Raw genomic sequence first — 17,110 nt, 5'->3', positions numbered from 1 at the left:
CGAAGGCCCCTTCCGGTGCAACCGGGAGGGGCCTTTTTGCGCGGTTTCGCCCGCGGTCTGCGAGGGTAGTAGGCCGGGGCCCGGCCACAGGAGGGACGGACATGGGACAGGCAACGGTGCCGGACGGGGAGACCGCGTGGACGTACGCGGGGACGGTGGAGGCCCCGGCCCGGTGAACCTCGACACGCGCCAACCCATGATCGACAACCTCGGTGTGCTGGAGACGGCCGCGCTGCTGCGCGAGCTGACCGCCGGTCTGATCGGCGTGGCCGGGTTCGACGAGGCGCTCGACCGCCTGGTCCGGATCGCCCGTGACGCCGTGCCGGGCGTGGACTGCTGCGGCTTCACCGCGCTGCGCGCCGGTGAGCCCGCCGGGGTGGCCGCCTCCGACCCGGACCGGGCCGAGCTGGACGACCTGCGGCACGGCCCGGACACACCGGCCCTGACGGCGATCCGCCGACGGGAGATGATCATCGCGGGCGGGCTGTCCGACGAGACGCGCTGGCCGGCCTGGAGCGAGCGGGCCCGCGTGCTCGGCGTCCACGGGGTGATCTCCGCGCCGGTCGACGTGGACGAGCAGGTCATCGGCGCGATCAACCTGTACGCCGAGTCGCCCGACGCGCTCACCCCCCGGCACCAGCTCACCGCGATGCTGCTCGCCGAGCACGCCGGGCTGCTGCTGGCCGCCGCGCGCGACCGTGAGCGGGCCGCCAGCCGGGCCGGTGAGATCGACGACTCGCTGCTGGCCGAGGGAGTGGTCGGGCAGGCCGTCGGCGTGATCATGACGCAGCGCGGCTGTCCCGCCCCGGAGGCGCTGCGGGTGCTGCGCAGCGCCGCGTCCTCGCTGGACATCCCGCTGCGCGAGGTGGCCGAGCGGCTCGTGCTGACCGTCTCCCGGCCCCGGGACAACTGAGCGACAGTCGTTTCACCCCGCGGCGCCTCGGGTAGCACTCTGGACTGGTGAGCTGCGCCGACCTGGGGAGGAAGCGATGCAGAGCCGACTGCGGGTGCAGGGGCATCCCATCCAACCGATGCTTGTCACGTTCCCGTTCGGCCTGTTCGTCTGCGCCGCGGTCTTCGACCTGGCCGACGTGGCGGGCGGTCCGGCGTTCCTCGGTGAGGTGGGCTACTGGACCGCGGTGGCCGCGCTCGTCGCCGCCGGGCTCACCACCGTCGCCGGCCTGGTCGACCTGTGGGACGTCCGCGCCGGGCGCACCAGCCGGACCGTCCTGACGTTCAATCTCGTGAACGCCGTGATGGCGGGGCTGTTCCTGCTGTCCTGCCTGATCCGGGCGAACGCCCCGCAGCGCGGCGCGAACGGCGCCCTGCTCGCCGCCGAACTCGTCGCGCTCGCCGTCGGCGCGGTCGGCGTGGCCCTGGGCGCGCGGCTGATGCAGCAGTTCGACCGGGCCACCGAGCCGACCGGCTTCGAGACGTTCGGTGACGTGCCCCCCGGGTCCACAGTCGAGATCGCCCGCCCGCGCCCGTTCTGACCCGGCCGAAATCCGTTGCCGCGGCCGTCGCCGGGCGGCAGGCTCGCGGGCATGGTCCGCACGTTCTCCGAACTCGTAGCCGAGGCCGAGGCCGCGCCGGTGGAGGGCTGGGGCTTCGACTGGCTGCGCGGCCGCGCCACCGAGGAGCGCCCGCCCTGGGGGTACGCACGCCTGGTGGGCGACCGGATGGCCGCCGTGAGGGCGGCGCTGGACGTCGACACCGGCGGGGGAGAGGTGCTGGCCGAGGTGCCCGCGCCGCCGCCGCTGCTGGTCGCCACCGAGGCGTGGCCGCCGAACGTGCCGGTGGCCCGGCGCAACCTGCGTCCGCTCGGCGCGACAGTGGTACGGGTGGCCGACCGGCCGCCGCTGCCGTTCCGGGATGCCGCCTTCGACCTGGTCGTGAGCCGTCATCCGGTGCACACCTGGTGGGACGAGGTGGCCCGGGTGCTGCGCCCCGGCGGCACCTACCTGTCCCAGCAGATCGGCCCCGGCACGGTGCGGGAGCTGAGCGAGGCGATCCTCGGGCCGCTGCCGCCACCGGAGCACCGGCACCCGGAGGTGGCGGTCGCCGACGCGCGGGCCGCCGGGCTCACAGTCGTCGACCTGCGCGAGGCGACGCTGCGTACCGTCTTCCACGACGTCGGCGCGGTGGTCTGGTTCCTGCGCAAGGTGGTCTGGACGGTGCCCGGCTTCACAGTCGGCCGTTACACCGACGAGCTGCGCCGCCTGGACGAGCGGATCCGCGCCGAGGGGCCGTTCGTCGCGTACGCCCGCCGTTTCCTCATCGAGGCGCACCGGGGCTGAGCGGGCCGGGCCGGTGCGCCGCGGCGTGGTGCGCGGCCAGCACGTCGGCGCCGAAGTCACCGGCGGGGCGGCGCAGCACGGTGTGCGCGTGGTTGCCGTCGTCGGTGGTGTTGTCGTACTCGATCAGCAGGTCGTCGCCCTGCACCCGGTAGTAGTGCCGCCGGCCCGGCTCGACCGGGCCGGCCCAGGCGAAGTGCAGCTCGCCGCCGTCGAGCCGGTCGGCCTCCCGGGCCGCCAGCTCCGGCGGCAGCCGGTCCAGGTAGAGCGCGACCAGCCGGTCGAGCAGCGCCCGGCCGGTGGGCCGCAGCCGCCCTCGGGGTACGCCGGGCGGGTCGAGCCGGCCCGGCGCGGTGGCGCGGGTGGCGCTGATGATGTCGGCCGGCGCCTCCTCGGCGATGATCGCGGCGGACCGGCCGGCCGGGCCGAGCACGTCGAGCAGTTCGCGGGCCAGGTCCTCCTCGGGGCCCAGGGGCCGGGAGACCGGGCGCCCGGAATGCCGGACGGTGGCCGGGTTGGCGCCGAGGAACACCGGCGCGGGGGAGACCCGGTCGTCGGCGACTGTCATGCTCACCGACAGGTGGTGTCCCTCGAACCGCCACGCCCAGTCGTCATCGCGGGCCGGGTCGCCGAAGACGGCCACCCAGTAGTCGCCGCTGTGCCGGCCGCGCCGCCAGTCCTCGGCCCGGTCCAGTACCTCTTCCAGGGCCATCACGGCCATGGCCTGCGCGTACGCGGCCGGGCTGAGCGCGGTGGCGAGCAGCCGGTGCGCGGCCTTGCGGGCGGTGACGTCCAGGTCGGCGAGCGTGACGCCGGGCCGGGGCCGCGGCCGGTACTCCAGCCACCGGCGGGCCGGCTCGTCGTCGAAGGCGTGCCGGGCGGCGTCGCGGGCTGGCTCGTCCAGTGCCGCCAGGAACGCCGCGGCCGCCGTGCGCATCTGCTCGGGTACGGGATCCTCCACCGTCCCTGTATACCGCCCGCCGCTCACGCGCGGCCGAGCAGCGCCAGCATGTCGGGCAGCTCGAAGAACCGCGCGGTCTCGACCGCGGACGGGCCGCCGTGGTCCGGGTCGGCGCCGGCGTCGAGCAGCGCGCGGACCGCCGCCTCCTGGCGCCGGAACACGGCCGCGGCGAGCGCGGTCTGCCCCCTGTCGTTGACCCGGGCCGGGTCGGCGCCCCGGGCCAGCAGCGCGGCAACCGTGTCCGGGTGGGCGTGGTACGCGGCGAGGATCAGCAGCGTGTCGCCCTTGGCGTTGGTGAGGTTGACCGGCAGCCCGGCGTCCACGTTGGCCGCCAGCTCCTCGGTGGCGCCGGCCCGGGCCAGGTCGAACATCCGGTGGGCGAAGGCGATGGTCTCGTCGTCGAGTTCGTCGGGCATCCGCCCAGGCTATGGCGTCGCGGCCGGAGGCGCCTGGTAGCTTGCGCAGCCGGGCACGGGAGGCGCGCGCATGGACGATCGGGTGTACGTGGGCAACGCGGCGGTGGACGGCGCGACCGACGCGGGCTGGCTGCTGGGCCACTTCAAGCCGGCCGGGGACGTGCGGCACAGCACCGACGTCGAGGTGAAGTGGGGCGTGCACCCGGCGGGGGAGACCCGGTCCCGGTGGGCCACCGGTGAGCGGCGTACCGCCCTGCTGGTGCTGATCAGCGGCGCGTTCCGGATCGAGCTGCCGGACCGCACGGTGGTGCTGCGCGCGCCCGGTGACTACGTGGTGTGGGGCCGGGGCGTGGACCACTCCTGGTACGCCGAGCGGGAGTCCACGGTGCTCACCGTCCGCTGGCCGTCCGTGCCGGGTTACAAGGTGGATCCGCCGGTCCTCCGCTGAGCCGCGCCCGGCGTCCCAGCATTCGGTATTACCTACTAAACCGATAGGCTTTACCGTCTAAGCTGTGCGGGTACACCCGCTCCGCACCGTGAGGACGCACCGCCGATGACCAGCACCGCACCGCCCGACCTGCTCGCCGTCGCCGCCCGCTGGGCGAACCCGGACGGCTGGCCGGTGCCGTTGCGGTTCGATGCGCCGCAACGCTGGTACGCCCGGCTGGACGCCGACGACGCGCACGAGGTGTGGGCGCTGAGCTGGCTGCCCGGACAGGCCACCGACCTGCACGACCACGGCGGCTCCGCAGGCGCCTTCCTGGTCGTGGCCGGCGTGCTCACCGAGGAGACGGTGAGCGGCGGACGGCTGCGCCCGCACCGGCTCGCCGCCGGAGCCGGCCGGCGCTTCGGCGTCCGGCACGTGCACCAGGTCACCAACCGCGGCGACGAGCCCGCCGTCAGCGTGCACGTGTACCGGCCGGCGCTGACCCGGATGACCCGCTACCACCTCGTCGCCGGCCGGCTCCGGGTCGCCGAGGTGGCCCGAGCCGGCGTGGCCTGGTGAGCCGCACCCGCAACCCCGACGAACGGAAGGACGCCACGATGGCGCAGACCCCCACCCGCACCGAGCGCTGTCCGGTCCCGCCGCCCGGCTCGCGGGGCATCGACGAGATCCTCGCCGCCGCCCGGGCCCGCCTTCGCCGCCTCGACCCGGAGCAGGCCCACCTGGCATGCCGGGGCGGCGCGCTGCTGGTGGACATCCGCCCGGCCGCCCAGCGCGCCGCGCAGGGCACCGTACCCGGCTCTCTCGTGGTCGAGCGCAACGTGCTGGAGTGGCGCTTCGACCCGCGCTGCGCGGCGCGGCTGCCGCAGGCGTCCGGATACGACGTCCCGGTGATCGTGCTCTGCCAGGAGGGCTACACCTCGTCGCTGGCCGCCGCCGCGCTCCAGGACATCGGCCTGCACCGGGCCACCGACGTCGTCGGCGGCTTCGCCGCCTGGCAGATCGCCGGCCTGCCCACCCTCGGTCCCACCCCGCCGACCCGACCCTCGTCCGCCGCGCCCCCGGTCACCGCCGGCGGGGCGCTCCGCTGACCGTCCCGCCGCATCCGGCGGGGCGGGGCGACCGCCCGCACAGGAGGCTCCCATGTCCGTCGTCGCCCTCACCACCCGTCCGGCCCGATCGGGCCGCCCCGACCGGGCCGTGCCGCCCCGGCCGCGTACCGCACCGACGCTCACCATCACGCTCGACCTGGGTACCGGGCCGCTGACGCCGGGCCTCGCGCGCCTGGTCGACCTGCTCGACGAACTCGCCGCCACCGGCGAGGGGCATGCCGCCTTCGGCGAAGGACCGGCCGGACCGGACGGCCGCCCGGTCGCCCGTACCGTGCTCGACCTACGCCGCGGCGACGCGCCCGCCCCCGCCTCGCCCGCCCCCGGCGGCGTGCGCATCCTCACCGGCACCCGGCGCGTCCGCCGCGGCGGCGCCGAGATCCCGCTGACCCGCATCGAGTACGACCTGCTGCTGTTCCTCGCCGAACATCCCCGCCGCGTGTTCACCCGCCTGCAACTTCTCGCGAACGTCTGGGGCTACGAGCACGCGGTGGCGCGCACCGTCGACGTGCACGTGCGCCGGCTGCGGGCCAAGTTCGGGCCGGAGACGCCGCTGGTGACCACCGTGTACGGCGTGGGCTACCGCCTCGCCGACGACGCCGCGATCGTCGTGGACCGCGACGCCTGACCTCGGCCGACCGGCACGCGGCGCACCCGGTCCCGGGGTGCGCCGCGTTCACGTCTGCGGCTGATCCGCCACTGTGAACCCCTGGGGAGACCCCCCGTACCATCTCGAATCGGTGCTCTGCTGTAATCAACGGGCCTCGCACGCAGAGCGAGCGCACGGCTGCGATGTGTTCGTCAAATGTCACATTCATGCAACGCAGCCGCCCCTTGACCCTCGCAGAGACGCCGGGAAGCATCGATGAAGCGGCGTCCCGGGCCGTGGGGAGATACCCGGACCAGCCCAAGGAGGACCATGTCGGTCAGCCCCGCCTCGTCGCGCGCCGGATGGCATACGTCCCAACCCGCGGTCCCCGGTCGTCCCCCCGGCGGCCAGCGTCGTCCCGCCAACACCGCTGCCGCGCCCATGCTCACCGTCACCCTCAACATCCCCCTGGCCTGCGAGGAGTCGCTCACCCCGGCCGCCCGCCGGCTGCTCGACGCCGCCCGCGAGATGCTCGAACGCGGCGACGCGGTGGTCAGCGCGGGCACCGTCCCGGCCGAGCGCCGTCCCGACACCGTCCCGGGCGGCCGCGCTCCGGCCCGCCCGCTCGCCCCGACCATCCCGACCCTGCACATCCTCGCGTCGTCCCGGTCCGTGCTGCGCGACGGCGAGCCGCTGCCGCTGACCCGCCTGGAGTTCGACCTGCTGCTGCACCTGGTCGCCCACCCGCGCCGGGTGTTCACCCGGCTGCAACTGCTCAACGCGGTCTGGGGGTACGAGCACGCCGGCGTCCGCACCGTCGACGTGCACGTACGCCGGCTGCGCGGCAAGGTCGGTGTGGACGTCCCGCTCGTCACCACCGTCTACGGCGTCGGCTACCGGCTCGCCGACGACGCCCGCGTCACCATCGACCGCACCGGCTGACCACCCGGGACCACCACCCGACGATCGCCGCCGGACGGAGCCCCGACCGCCCGAACCGATCATGTGGTGACCCGCCCTCCCGCGCGGCACGATGGTCCGATGCGCGTGCGCCCGATCAGCCCCGACCGGCTCGTCACCGAACTGGCCGAGCGTCTCGCCCGCACCGGGACGCCCGGCCGGCTGCGGGTCGCCGTGGACGGCCCGCCCGCCGCCGGGCCGGACACGCTCGCCGAAGCGCTGGTCGAACCGCTGCGCGCCGCCGGCCGTCCGGTGCTGCACGTCCGCGCCGACGACTTCCTCCGGCCCGCCTCGGTGCGCCTGGAGCACGGCCGCACCAACCCCGACGCGTACTACGAGGGCTGGCTCGACGAACCGGGACTGCGCCGCGAGGTGCTCGACCCGGCCGGCCCGGACGGCTCCGGCCGGCTGCTGCCGTCGCTGTGGGACGCCGACGCCGACCGGGCCAGCCGCGCCGCGTACGTGGATCTGCCGCCCGGCGGGGTGGTCCTGGTCAGCGGCGCGCTGCTGCTCGGCGGCGCGCTGCCGTTCGACGTCACCGTCCACCTCGTGCTCTCCCCGGCGGCGCTTGCGCGGCGCACCGACCCGGCGCTGCGGTGGACCCTGCCCGCGTTCGCCCGCTACGCCGGCGAGGTCGACCCGGCGTCCTTCGCCGACGTGGTGGTCCGGGCCGACGACCCGCGCCGTCCGGCGCTCGTCGAGGCCGCCTGACCAGCGGCTGCGGACTCACCGGAAACACTCAGGAAACAGCCGGTTTGACCCGCCGAGGGCGGGGGTAATCGCCCGGCTCACAGAGCACGGGTGATCTCGTCGCCCGCGCATCCACAGTCGGACCGGATCCGGGGCGCAGGCCGCCCCGGTCCGGTATGAGGGCGCAGGAAAGGCAGGCAGCGATGCTCGTCCACGACACGACAGCCACGGGCCGCTCCCAGGCGGAGGTCGACCAGATCCGGCAGTCCCTGCGGTCGCGGTACGACGAGCTGACCGCCGAGTACGAGCAGACCGTGGCGCAGAGCCAGGTGCTCCGGCTGGTGGAGGTCGGCGACACCGCCGGCGACGACCAGGCCGACAGCGGCACCAAGACCGCCGAGCGGGACACCGCGCAGTCGCTGCTGCGCACCATCCTGGACCGGCGGGCCCAGTTCGAGCACGCGCTGAGCCGCCTGGACGAGGGCACCTACGGCTTCTGCGAGGGCTGCACCGCGCCCATCCCGGTGGAGCGGCTGGAGATCTTCCCGTCCGCCACCTCCTGCGTGGCCTGCAAGCAGACCCGGGAGCGGCGGGCGGCCTGAACGCCGTTCCGGTTGCCGGTCGGTCCTCCGACGCGGTGGACTGTCCCCATGGGTGAGATCAAGGTGGGCACCGCCTCGTGGACCGACCGGACCCTGCTCGACTCCGGCTGGTACCCGGCGAGCGCCGACACACCGGAGAAGCGGCTGTCCTACTACGCCCGGCAGTTCCCGCTGGTCGAGGTGGACGCCACCTACTACTCGCCACCGGCCGAGCGCACCGCCCGGTTGTGGGCCGAACGCACCCCGGCCGGGTTCACGTTCAACGTCAAGGCGTTCAGCCTGCTGACCGGCCACCCCACCCGCGTCTCCGCGCTCTACAAGGACCTGCGCCCGGAGACGGACAAGCGCAACGTCTACCCGGACGACCTGCCCGCGCAGGCGTACGAGGAGGTCTGGACCCGGTTCCTGTCCGCCCTCGACCCGCTCGTCGAGGCCGGCAAGCTGGGCGCGCTGCTGTTCCAGTTCCCGCCCTGGTTCACCATCAAGCGGGCCAACAAGCAGTACCTGCTGGAGGTGGAGCGGCGGTGCGCGCCGCTGCGCCCGGTCTTCGAGTTCCGGCACGCGTCCTGGTTCGACGGCGACAACGCCGAGGAGACGCTCGGGTTCCTGCGCGAGCACGAGCTGCCGTTCGTCTGTGTGGACATGCCGCAGGGACACAAGTCGTCCGTCCCGCCGGTGCTGGCGGCCACCGCGGACCTCGCGGTGGTCCGGTTCCACGGGCACAGCGACAAGTGGACCAGCAAGGACATCCACGAGAAGTTCGGCTACGACTACTCCAAGCGGGAGCTGCGCGACTGGGCGCCGAAGCTGCGCGAGCTGGCCGGCCAGACCGGGCAGACGCACGTGCTGATGAACAACTGCTACCAGGACTACGCGCAGCGCAACGCCACCACACTCGCCGGCCTGCTGGACGCCTGAGCGTCTCACCCGGTACGGGTGAGGTCCGCTCACCCGCCCCCGGCGCAGCATGGACCGTGGGCGCCGGCTCGGGCGCCGCGACGAGGAGGTGGGTCATGACGGTACGGGTGGTGGCGGACCGACGCCGCGGTGGCGTACTGCACGTGGTCGGCAGCTCCGAGGCGGCACGGCGGGGCGAACGGCCCGGCCGGTTCAGCCCGACCCGGCTGTGGCGGGGCCCCAGCGGTCCGCCGCGCCGCGCCGACGACCGACGCTGGGAGACCGAAGCACGGGGGTGAGCCCGATGGCCGAACAGCTGTTGTCCGCGTTCGAGTCCTCGCTGGACAAGACGAACGTGATCCTCAAGGAGATCGAGTCCGCGTACGGCTGGCCGAAGGAACGGCGCAACCAGTCCTACGCCGCGCTGCGTACCGTGCTGCACCTGCTGCGGGACCGGCTGCCGGTGCAGGAGAGCACCGAGTTCGCCCAGCAGTTGCCGGTGCTGGTGCGCGGGATCTACTTCGACGGCTGGCAGCCGGAGAACGTGCCGATCAAGCTCAACCGCGACGACTTCCTGTACGAGGTGCGCCAGGGCTTCCCGTACGACGCCGAGGGCGGCGCGCAGCGGGTGGTGCAGGTCGTGCTGGACACGCTGCGGCGGCACGTCACCCAGGGCGAGTGGGAGGACGTGAAGGCCACCATGCCGGGTGACCTGCGTCAGATGATTCCCTGATCCGGCACCGGACCGGCCCGTCCCGCCCCCTCGGCGGGGCGGGCCGCCGGCTCGGCCGGGTCGCGCAGCCGCTCGACGTGCGTCAGCGGCTCATCTTCACCGCCACGCAGACGTCGCCGGGCGTACGCTCCCGCCAGTCCCGGTACTGCCAGCCCGACGTGCCGACCAGGAACGTTGCCGCGCCCTAGTGAAGGTTGATCTGGAAGACCTCGAACGTGGCGCCGAACCGCGCGCCGAGCCGGCGCCCGGCCGGCCGGGCCATGCCCTCCAGGAACTCCTCGGCGTCGAAGCTGCCGTCGCCGAGCCCGCTCAGGTACGCCCCGTGCGCCCGCAGCGACGCCACGCCCCGCTCGAACGTGTCGCTCACGTCCACCCCGTGCCGGGCTGCCGGCGACCCGGCCGCCCACACCTCGCGCACCCGCGACCACGGCTGGATGCCGTCGGTGAGCTGCTCCGGGAAGATCCACCGGTTGCCGGCGTCGCGGACCGCGTCCAGCGTGGCCCGGCCGCAGGCGATGTGGTCGGCCTGGTTCAGCGCGTACGCACCGTCCCAGGTCTCCCGGAAGTTGTTCGTCAGCACCACGTCCGGCCGGTGCCGGCGCACCACGGCGGCGATCGCCCGGCGCAGCGGCACGCCGTACTCCAGCAGCCCGTCGGGCAGGCCGAGGAACTCGACGGCCGACACCCCGACCACGGCGGCGGAGGCGCGCTGCTCCTCCTCGCGCACCACCCGGGCGCGCTCCGGCGACATCCCGTCGATGCCCGCCTCGCCGCTGGTGAGCAGGCAGTAGACGACCTCCTTGCCCTGCCCGGTCCAGCGGGCCACCGCGGCGGCGGCGCCGAACTCCAGGTCGTCGGGGTGTGCCACCACTGCGAGCGCCCGCTGCCAGTCCTCGGTCAGTGGGGTGAGCGGCTCCGGCTGCGTCACGTGCGTCTCCTCGCGTCGTCCTCCCGCCATCCTGGCATCCACCCGTCCCGGCCGCTTGCCCCGCGAACCGCCCGTACGGCGGCGTCCGGGCGTCTACGGTGTGGTTAGAGAAGATCGGGCGTGGGGTACCACCCGCTGCACACGGACCCCGGCACCACGCGGGGCGGCACACCGAGGGAGCACCCATGGCATTGAACGACGACGACATCCAGAGCAGCGGCGGCAGCGGCCTGGAGGGCCCGGCCGACGGCGGTGCGACCCCGGGTCAGCACGACGGTGGCGCGGACGGCAGCGCGGAGGGCCCCGCTGACGGCGGTGCGACCCCGGGTCAGCACGACGGTGGCGCGGACGGCAGCGCGGAGGGTCCTGCTGACGGCGGTGCGACCCCGGGTCAGCACGACGGTGGCGCGGACGGCAGCGCGGAGGGTCCGGCCGACGGCGGCGCGACCCCCGGCCAGCGCGACGGCGGCGCCGACGGCAGCGCCTGACACATGAGCACCACGCACGTCGACCCGCCGGGTGGCCACGGCCGCCCGGCGGTTCCGTTCTCCGCGACCGAGGCGCTGGCCCGGTGCGTGGCGGTGGAGCCGGCCAAGTTCGCCGCCGACCACTGGGGGCGCAGCCCGCTGCTGTCCCGCGCCGCCGAACTGCCCAACCCGGACGGCTTCACCGACCTGCTCAGCCCTGCCGACGCCGACGAGCTGCTCAGCCGCCGCGGTCTGCGTACCCCGTTCCTGCGGGTGGCCAAGGACGGCCAGCTCGTGCCGGCGGCGCGGTTCACCGGCGGCGGTGGCGCGGGCGCCGAGATCGGCGACCAGGTCCTCGACGAGAAGGTGCTGGCGCTGTACGCCGACGGCGCGACGCTGGTGCTGCAGGGCCTGCACCGCACCTGGCCGGCGATCGTCGACTTCGCCCGCGACCTGGGCACCGCGCTGGCCCAGCCGTTGCAGGTGAACGCCTACCTGACCCCGGCCGGCAGTCAGGGCTTCGCCACCCACTACGACACGCACGACGTGTTCGTGCTCCAGGTGGACGGGCGCAAGCACTGGCGGATCCACCCGCCGGTGCTGGCCGACCCGCTGGAGCGCCAGCCCTGGGGCGGCCGGGCCGACGAGGTGTCCGCGACCGCCGAGGGCCGCCCCGAACTGGACGTGGTGCTCGAACCGGGCGACGCGCTCTACCTGCCGCGCGGCTGGCTGCACAGTGCCCAGGCCCAGGAGTCCAGCTCGCTGCACCTGACAGTGGGCATCCGGGCGCTGACCCGGTACGCGGTGGTCGAGGAGCTGCTCGCCCTCGCCGCCGAGGACGCGCGGCTGCGCGCGAGCCTGCCGTTCGGTCTCGACCTGGCCGACCCGGACGCGATCGAGCCGGAGCTGACCGAGACCGTCGAGGCGCTGCGCGACTGGCTGCTGCGGGCCGACCCGGCGGCGGTGGCCGGCCGGCTGCGTGCCCGGGTCTGGCCGGCCGCCCGCCCGGCGCCGATCCGGCCGCTGGCCCAGGCGCAGGCACTGGCCCGGCTGACAGCGGACAGCCAGGTCGCGGTGCGTGGCGGGCTGCGCTGGCAGCTCACCCCGGCCGCCGACGGACGGGTCACGCTGCGCGTGCCGGACCGGACGCTCACGCTCCCCGGCACGTGCGAGGCGGCGCTGCGCGCGCTGCTCACCGGCGAGGTCACAAGGGTCGGCGACCTCCCCGGCCTGGACGACGACGCCGACCGCCTGACACTGACCCGCCGCCTGCTCAAGGAGGCCGTCCTGACCCCCGCCTGACGGGCGCGATCATGAGGTCGACCGGCGGCGCGACGGCGTGTCGCGCCGCCGCTCCATGATCGCCGGCGGTCAGCGGGCGTATGTCACGGTGAGCAGGAGCAGCGTCGTCACCAGGCCGGATACGGCCACCACGATCATCGGGCGCGGGGTCAGCACCGCGTGGCGGCGGTCGGCCAGCAGCCGGGCCGGCGCCAGCCCGATCACCGGGCCGAGCAGCGTCACCACCAGCGCCAGCACCGGCAGGCCCACCGCCAGGTCGCCGCTGGCACCGGCGGCCAGCGCCCGCGCAGCCACCCCCAGCGCGTACGCCACCAGCGCCCCGCCGATCCCGCACGCGACCAGCAGCGGGTTCACCGAGCCGGGCAGCTCGCCCGGCGCCCCGGTGCGGTCCAGCAGCTCCCGGACCGCCCGCAGCAGCGGCACCGGGTCACCGGCGGCGCCGCGTACCGGGCCGGGCGGGTCACCGAGCCGCCGGGCGCCCACACCGAGCCGGGCCCGCAACTGCGTCCACAGGTGAGTGACCTCGCCGTCGACGCGCTCCACCATCCGGGACGCCTCGGCCACCTCCGCCTCGGCCTGCCGCACCTGCTCGGCGGCCTCGGCGACCGCCCGGTCCGCGGCGGCCACCTGCTGGGCGTACCAGGTGTGCGCCTCGGCCCGCTGGGCGGACACCCGGGAGGTCAGCTCGGCGAGCCGGCGGATCTGCGCGTTGTACGTCTCACTGGCAACCGGTTCGTTCATCGGGACGGACCATAAGGGATGATCACCTGTCCGGTGCGGTGCACCGCGCGGTCGAAGTAGAGACCGCGCCACGGCCGGGGATACCAGTCCGGCCCGCCGCTGCCCGGATACAGCGAGGAGCCCAGCTCACCGCCCTGCACGTCCAGCGCCACCCAGGCGCCGATCTGGTCGGTGCGCGCGCCCGCGCCGCCCAGGTCGACGCGCATCCGGGCCACGCCGCGCCACCACGCCAGCACGTGCGTACGCCGCTCCGGCCCGTCGTGCAGGATCCGGCGCAACTGCTCCAGCCCGGTGCGCGTCCCGGCCTTGCCGGCGAGCGCCGCGGCCGCCGCGTCCACCGCGTACAGCAGCAGGAAGTGCGGGGTACGCGCCGCACCCGGCGCGCCGAGTCCGTCGCCCACCTCGGCCATCAGCTCCGGCACCGTCTCCTCGTCGTACCAGGAGGCGTCGCCTTCCAGATCCTCGTACAGGGCGCGGGCGGCCGGGTCGGCGTCCGGGTCCAGACAGGCGATGGAGAACCGGGCGGTGCCGGGCCGGTACTGCCGAGCCAGCGACCGGGCGGCGGCGTCGAGCACCGCGCACGCCTCGTCCACCCGGGTGCCGAGCACCGCCAGGTTGCGGCCGGGAGCGCGGGGCAGCCGCAGCGCCGCCGAGCGGGACTGCACGTCGATGATCTCGCCGAGCAGCGCCACCGGGCTGCGCGGCACGCCCTGCTCCGGCGCGGTCAGCGCGCGGAAGTCCGGCGCGTCGGCCAGCTTCGGGATCGCGTCGCCGTCGAACAGCCGGGCCGGCGCGGCGTCCTGCGGGCGCATCCGCCACAGCCGGTGCTGCAGCTCGCTCCACGTCTCCCAGTCGCTCGCCGACGGGATCCGGGCCACCTCGTTCCCCTCGGCCAGGCCCGACTCGGCGTTGATCACCGCGTGGTGGCGGGGCAGCGACTGCGCCGCGTCGTTGCGCTCGGCCAGGATGCGCAGCGCCTTCGGCAGCGCGATCCGCAGCGTGAACTGGGCGACCAGCGCGGGCCGCCCCCACAGCGCCTCGATGCCGCGCACGTCCTGCGAGGCCAGCACCAGGTGGATGCCCTGCGACCGGCCCCGCCGGGCCAGGTCCTCCAGCAGGTCGGCGGCCTCCCGGGCGACCACGTCCCGGCCGGCGAGCAGCGCCTGGAACTCGTCGACCACCGCCACGATGCGTGGCCAGTGCCCGTCCGGGTCCACCGCGCGCAGCTCGGCCAGCTTGGTGACCTCGTGCTTCTTCGCGGCGTCGGCGCGCCGGCGCAGCTCCTCGGCGAGGAAGCGCAGCAGCGCCAGACCGAACTCCCGGTCGGTGTTGACGTTGATGCCGACCAGCCGCATGTGCGGCAGCCAGCTCGGGTCGCGCCGGCCCTGCGCGAACCGGGCGAAGGACACGCCCTCCTTGAAGTCGAGCAGATAGAACTCCAGCTCGGCGGGGGAGTAGCGGGCGGCGAGCGCGCCGATCCAGGCGAAGATCAGGTTCGTCTTGCCGGTGCCCGACGGGCCGCCGATCAGCGCGTGCGGCGGGTAGTCGCCGAGCGTGAGCAGCACCTGCCGCCCGTGCGGGCCCTCGCCGATCGGGGCGCTGAGCCCGTGCGCCGAGTCCTCCCGCCAGTACTCGTCCGGCGGCGGGAGCAGGTCGGTGAACGGCGTCGGCGGCGGGCCGGCGGCCACCCGGGAGGCGACGGTGCGGCAGGTCTCGGTGACCAGGGCGGGCGGCGGCGGCGCGTCGAGCACCACCGGCAGTCCGGCCACCCGGGCGTCGTCCGGCTCCACCGTGATCCGGGTGACGGTCGGGTCGTCGGGCAGCTCGATGCCGCGGACCACCAGGTGCACGCCGCAGGCCGCACCGGTACGCACCACCCGGTCGAGCTGGCCGCGCTCGTGCCGGGACAGCTCGTCGCCGCCGAGCAGCACCGCCACCCGCCACGGCTCCGGCCGGCGTCCGGTGGCGGCGGCCAGTTCGCGCAGCGAGCCGTACTCACCGGCGAGCACCGTGGCGTTGATCCGGCGGATCTGCTCCACCAGGTCGTCCAGCAGGCGGCCCAGCCCGCCCGGCCCGACGAACGTGAGCAGCCCGGCCGTGCCCAGCGGCGCGAATCCGGCCAGACCGCCGCCCAGGTGCTCCGGGTCGTACCCGTACAGCCGCACCGCGCCCGGGTCGGCCCGCCCGACCGAGCGCAGCAGCAGCGCGGGGACCACGGCGGCGAGCCCGTCCCGGTCGCCGCCGGCCAGGTGCGCGTGCCCGGCGTCCAGGAGCGGGACCAGCGCCGGCACCGGTTCGGCGCCGTCGAGGCGTACCGTGCCGACCCGCAACGCGCCGGGCGGCTCGGACCGGCCGGCGGACGTGGCCTGCCAGCGGTCCCAGGGCGCGGACGCCGCGCCCGGCGCCTCCCGCTGTGCCGCGGCGGCGGCCCGCCGGGCCAGCTCGGCGAGGCGGGCCGTGTGCCGGGCGTCGATCTCGGCCAGGCGCCGGTCGCGGGCGGCGCCCACCCGGGCGGGCACGGCCGCGGCGGCCCGGCGGGTACGCGCCAGCCGCTCCCGGCTCGCGGCCAGCTCGGCCTCGGCGGCGGTGAGCCGGGTACGGGTGGCGCCCAGGGCCTCGGAGAGCATCCCCCGGACCCGCGTCACCAGTTGAGCGCGGACGTCAGCCACGGGACGGCTCCCGATCGTCGGTGTCCTTGGGCAGGTCCCGGCCGAGCCGGTCGAGCAGCACCCCGGTGAGCACACCCGCGGTGACCGCCGGGTCGGCCGCGTGCGGCTGCTCCGCGTCGTCGTCGCGGCGTGGCGGGGGCATCCGGCACACGCGGGTCAGCAGCGTGTCCAGCACCGGCCGCGGCAGCCCGGGCAGCAGGTCGCGGACCCGGGAGTCCAGCGCGCCGCGCAGCCGGGGCAGGTCGTCCGCACGGGGCGGATGGCCGAGCAGCTCACCGGCCAGCTCGCGCAGCAGCGGCGGGGTGATCGCGGCCAGCCCCAGCCCCACGTCGGCGTGCGCCCGGCGCAGCTCGCGGTGCAGCCGGTCCCGGTCACCGGAGCGGATCCCGGCGACCACCCGGCGCAGCAGCTCGTGGGAGTCCTCGACGCGTTCGTCCGGCTCGTCCGGCGCGCCCTCCCGGCCGCCGGTCAGCTCCGCCACCCGCACCGCCCACCAGCGCCGTACCGCCGGCTGCTCACCCGGCTCGGCGGCCGGGCCGGCCGCGGGCGGCTCCTCGCCGCGCGGCGTGTCGTGCTTCGGCGGCCGCTCGCCCGGCGGCGCCGGCCGCGCCCCGTCCGGCGCCAGCCCGATCGCGGCCAGGTACGCGGTGAGCTGCTCCTGCGCCACGCGCAGCGCGTAGCCGGCGGTCTCGGCGTGCTCGGTGGCCGAGGACAGCTCCGGTACCCCCATCGGGTCGGACGACTCCTGGCGCACCCAGCGCAGCCGCTCCTGCGCCTGGCCGAGCTTCTCCAGCGCGGCGGCGAGCTGCGCCAGCGGCAGTTCCTCGGCGGCGGCGCGCACCTGCGCGCCGATGTCCTCGACGATGGACACGGCCGGCCTCAGAGCGTCGCGACGTAGAGCTGTGCCTGCTCGACCGCGACCAGTGTCGCGGCCAGACACTCCTCCAGCTCCTGGCCCGCCTGTGTCAGCGAGGCCTGGGCCGCCTCGACCGTCTCGTGGCCGCTGCCCTCCAGCGCGCCGGCCAGCGTCTGCTGCGCCTCGGCCAGCTTCTCGCCGGCCGCCTGCACCGCTGTCTGGCCGTCACCGATCTGCTGGAGAGCGACATCGATGGCGGCCTTCAGCTCGGCGACGCTCGCCACGGGGACCTCCTGGGGGCGGAAGAGATCTCCATTACAACCCATCGGAACGGGTGGACGAACATCCACCCTCGCGTGGTTGCGGCCCTCGTGTCCGGTTCCCGCGTTGACGTGCGCGAAGACCCCGGCCGGCGGTCCCGCCGGCGGACGCCGTGGTCCCGCTCGCGGGA

The 17,110-nt window shown here is 75.5% G+C and carries 22 protein-coding genes; 15 read left to right on the top strand and 7 right to left on the bottom strand.

Going from position 1 to position 17,110, the window contains the following annotated elements:
* Positions 1-172 precede the first annotated feature (172 nt).
* The 3 genes from FHX31_RS15795 (at position 173) to FHX31_RS15785 (ending at position 2,297) form a co-directional block, all read left to right on the top strand.
* Positions 173-913 (top strand): GAF and ANTAR domain-containing protein, encoded by a 741-nt coding sequence (locus tag FHX31_RS15795; RefSeq protein ID WP_013286038.1) that lies wholly within the window; start codon positions 173-175, stop codon positions 911-913.
* Between the two features lie 76 nt (positions 914-989).
* Positions 990-1,493, top strand: coding sequence for a DUF2231 domain-containing protein (locus FHX31_RS15790; protein WP_013286039.1), 504 nt, complete (start codon positions 990-992; stop codon positions 1,491-1,493).
* Between the two features lie 51 nt (positions 1,494-1,544).
* On the top strand, positions 1,545-2,297 hold the full coding sequence (locus FHX31_RS15785; RefSeq protein WP_013476998.1) for a class I SAM-dependent methyltransferase: 753 nt from the start codon (positions 1,545-1,547) through the stop codon (positions 2,295-2,297).
* On the opposite strand, the gene FHX31_RS15780 is transcribed toward FHX31_RS15785, so the two are convergent.
* Together FHX31_RS15780 and FHX31_RS15775 are read right to left on the bottom strand one after the other, a co-directional pair.
* Positions 2,275-3,255, bottom strand: a complete 981-nt coding sequence (locus FHX31_RS15780) for a DUF3500 domain-containing protein (protein ID WP_184976658.1) — start codon at positions 3,253-3,255, stop codon at positions 2,275-2,277. The genes FHX31_RS15785 and FHX31_RS15780 overlap by 23 nt on opposite strands.
* A gap of 23 nt (positions 3,256-3,278) precedes the next feature.
* Positions 3,279-3,671 (bottom strand): ankyrin repeat domain-containing protein, encoded by a 393-nt coding sequence (locus FHX31_RS15775; RefSeq protein ID WP_013476997.1) that lies wholly within the window; start codon positions 3,669-3,671, stop codon positions 3,279-3,281.
* 70 nt (positions 3,672-3,741) lie between these two features.
* Between FHX31_RS15775 and FHX31_RS15770 the strand changes: the two genes are divergently transcribed.
* The 10 genes from FHX31_RS15770 to FHX31_RS15725 all read left to right on the top strand — a co-directional run bounded on the left by FHX31_RS15770 (position 3,742) and on the right by FHX31_RS15725 (position 9,696).
* Complete coding sequence (locus tag FHX31_RS15770; protein ID WP_013476996.1) at positions 3,742-4,119, top strand: cupin domain-containing protein; 378 nt, start codon at positions 3,742-3,744, stop codon at positions 4,117-4,119.
* 105 nt (positions 4,120-4,224) lie between these two features.
* A complete protein-coding gene (locus FHX31_RS15765) occupies positions 4,225-4,677 on the top strand; it encodes a cysteine dioxygenase (RefSeq protein WP_013286044.1) in 453 nt (150 codons plus the stop codon).
* 38 nt (positions 4,678-4,715) lie between these two features.
* Positions 4,716-5,207 (top strand): rhodanese-like domain-containing protein, encoded by a 492-nt coding sequence (locus FHX31_RS15760; RefSeq protein WP_184976657.1) that lies wholly within the window; start codon positions 4,716-4,718, stop codon positions 5,205-5,207.
* Positions 5,208-5,259: 52 nt separating this feature from the next.
* Complete coding sequence (locus FHX31_RS15755; RefSeq protein ID WP_013286046.1) at positions 5,260-5,853, top strand: winged helix-turn-helix domain-containing protein; 594 nt, start codon at positions 5,260-5,262, stop codon at positions 5,851-5,853.
* A gap of 291 nt (positions 5,854-6,144) precedes the next feature.
* Positions 6,145-6,756, top strand: coding sequence for a winged helix-turn-helix domain-containing protein (locus FHX31_RS15750; RefSeq protein WP_013286047.1), 612 nt, complete (start codon positions 6,145-6,147; stop codon positions 6,754-6,756).
* Between the two features lie 99 nt (positions 6,757-6,855).
* Positions 6,856-7,485, top strand: a complete 630-nt coding sequence (locus tag FHX31_RS15745) for a nucleoside/nucleotide kinase family protein (protein WP_013476993.1) — start codon at positions 6,856-6,858, stop codon at positions 7,483-7,485.
* 182 nt (positions 7,486-7,667) lie between these two features.
* The gene (locus tag FHX31_RS15740) at positions 7,668-8,066 is read left to right on the top strand and encodes a TraR/DksA family transcriptional regulator (protein ID WP_013476992.1); all 399 of its coding nucleotides are present in this window, start codon (positions 7,668-7,670) and stop codon (positions 8,064-8,066) included.
* Between the two features lie 48 nt (positions 8,067-8,114).
* Positions 8,115-8,984, top strand: coding sequence for a DUF72 domain-containing protein (locus FHX31_RS15735; RefSeq protein WP_184976656.1), 870 nt, complete (start codon positions 8,115-8,117; stop codon positions 8,982-8,984).
* 95 nt (positions 8,985-9,079) lie between these two features.
* Positions 9,080-9,262 carry a hypothetical protein gene (locus FHX31_RS15730; protein ID WP_013476990.1) on the top strand — a complete coding sequence of 61 codons (183 nt, stop codon included), beginning with the start codon at positions 9,080-9,082 and terminating at the stop codon, positions 9,260-9,262.
* Positions 9,263-9,267: 5 nt separating this feature from the next.
* On the top strand, positions 9,268-9,696 hold the full coding sequence (locus FHX31_RS15725; protein ID WP_120573804.1) for a DUF2267 domain-containing protein: 429 nt from the start codon (positions 9,268-9,270) through the stop codon (positions 9,694-9,696).
* 184 nt (positions 9,697-9,880) lie between these two features.
* On the opposite strand, the gene FHX31_RS15720 is transcribed toward FHX31_RS15725, so the two are convergent.
* Positions 9,881-10,624 (bottom strand): PIG-L deacetylase family protein, encoded by a 744-nt coding sequence (locus tag FHX31_RS15720; protein WP_184976655.1) that lies wholly within the window; start codon positions 10,622-10,624, stop codon positions 9,881-9,883.
* Positions 10,625-10,809: 185 nt separating this feature from the next.
* On the opposite strand from FHX31_RS15720, the gene FHX31_RS15715 reads away from it, so the two are divergent.
* Both FHX31_RS15715 and FHX31_RS15710 read left to right on the top strand, forming a co-directional pair.
* Positions 10,810-11,112 carry a hypothetical protein gene (locus FHX31_RS15715; protein ID WP_120570117.1) on the top strand — a complete coding sequence of 101 codons (303 nt, stop codon included), beginning with the start codon at positions 10,810-10,812 and terminating at the stop codon, positions 11,110-11,112.
* A 3-nt stretch (positions 11,113-11,115) separates the two neighbouring features.
* Positions 11,116-12,393 (top strand): JmjC domain-containing protein, encoded by a 1,278-nt coding sequence (locus FHX31_RS15710; protein WP_184976654.1) that lies wholly within the window; start codon positions 11,116-11,118, stop codon positions 12,391-12,393.
* Positions 12,394-12,462: 69 nt separating this feature from the next.
* Here FHX31_RS15710 and FHX31_RS15705 read toward each other — a convergent pair whose 3' ends face one another.
* The 4 genes from FHX31_RS15705 to FHX31_RS15690 are packed head-to-tail and all read right to left on the bottom strand — an operon-like array spanning position 12,463 to position 16,943.
* Entirely contained in the window at positions 12,463-13,134 is a 672-nt protein-coding gene (locus tag FHX31_RS15705; protein WP_184976653.1) for a hypothetical protein, read from the bottom strand.
* Positions 13,131-15,803, bottom strand: coding sequence for an FtsK/SpoIIIE domain-containing protein (locus FHX31_RS15700; RefSeq protein WP_114920279.1), 2,673 nt, complete (start codon positions 15,801-15,803; stop codon positions 13,131-13,133). Before FHX31_RS15700 ends, FHX31_RS15705 begins: the two co-directional genes overlap by 4 nt.
* On the bottom strand, positions 15,796-16,674 hold the full coding sequence (locus tag FHX31_RS15695) for a hypothetical protein (RefSeq protein WP_047893395.1): 879 nt from the start codon (positions 16,672-16,674) through the stop codon (positions 15,796-15,798). The genes FHX31_RS15700 and FHX31_RS15695 overlap by 8 nt, the downstream gene beginning before the upstream one ends.
* Before the next feature lie 8 nt (positions 16,675-16,682).
* Positions 16,683-16,943 carry a hypothetical protein gene (locus FHX31_RS15690; RefSeq protein ID WP_013286060.1) on the bottom strand — a complete coding sequence of 87 codons (261 nt, stop codon included), beginning with the start codon at positions 16,941-16,943 and terminating at the stop codon, positions 16,683-16,685.
* Positions 16,944-17,110 lie beyond the last annotated feature (167 nt).

The organism is Micromonospora sp. CNZ286 (genome assembly GCF_014207755.1).
The sequence above is the reverse complement of the archived record's forward strand: the minus strand, read 5'-3'. Positions and strand labels throughout refer to the sequence as shown.

Coding starts and splice junctions, on each gene's coding strand:
- FHX31_RS15790 (WP_013286039.1), top strand. CDS start 990: ATGCAGAGCCGACTGCGGGTGCAGGGGCATCCCATCCAACCGATGCTT.
- FHX31_RS15785 (WP_013476998.1), top strand. CDS start 1,545: ATGGTCCGCACGTTCTCCGAACTCGTAGCCGAGGCCGAGGCCGCGCCG.
- FHX31_RS15775 (WP_013476997.1), bottom strand. CDS start 3,671: ATGCCCGACGAACTCGACGACGAGACCATCGCCTTCGCCCACCGGATG.
- FHX31_RS15770 (WP_013476996.1), top strand. CDS start 3,742: ATGGACGATCGGGTGTACGTGGGCAACGCGGCGGTGGACGGCGCGACC.
- FHX31_RS15765 (WP_013286044.1), top strand. CDS start 4,225: ATGACCAGCACCGCACCGCCCGACCTGCTCGCCGTCGCCGCCCGCTGG.
- FHX31_RS15760 (WP_184976657.1), top strand. CDS start 4,716: ATGGCGCAGACCCCCACCCGCACCGAGCGCTGTCCGGTCCCGCCGCCC.
- FHX31_RS15755 (WP_013286046.1), top strand. CDS start 5,260: ATGTCCGTCGTCGCCCTCACCACCCGTCCGGCCCGATCGGGCCGCCCC.
- FHX31_RS15750 (WP_013286047.1), top strand. CDS start 6,145: ATGTCGGTCAGCCCCGCCTCGTCGCGCGCCGGATGGCATACGTCCCAA.
- FHX31_RS15745 (WP_013476993.1), top strand. CDS start 6,856: ATGCGCGTGCGCCCGATCAGCCCCGACCGGCTCGTCACCGAACTGGCC.
- FHX31_RS15740 (WP_013476992.1), top strand. CDS start 7,668: ATGCTCGTCCACGACACGACAGCCACGGGCCGCTCCCAGGCGGAGGTC.
- FHX31_RS15735 (WP_184976656.1), top strand. CDS start 8,115: ATGGGTGAGATCAAGGTGGGCACCGCCTCGTGGACCGACCGGACCCTG.
- FHX31_RS15730 (WP_013476990.1), top strand. CDS start 9,080: ATGACGGTACGGGTGGTGGCGGACCGACGCCGCGGTGGCGTACTGCAC.
- FHX31_RS15725 (WP_120573804.1), top strand. CDS start 9,268: ATGGCCGAACAGCTGTTGTCCGCGTTCGAGTCCTCGCTGGACAAGACG.
- FHX31_RS15715 (WP_120570117.1), top strand. CDS start 10,810: ATGGCATTGAACGACGACGACATCCAGAGCAGCGGCGGCAGCGGCCTG.
- FHX31_RS15710 (WP_184976654.1), top strand. CDS start 11,116: ATGAGCACCACGCACGTCGACCCGCCGGGTGGCCACGGCCGCCCGGCG.
- FHX31_RS15705 (WP_184976653.1), bottom strand. CDS start 13,134: ATGAACGAACCGGTTGCCAGTGAGACGTACAACGCGCAGATCCGCCGG.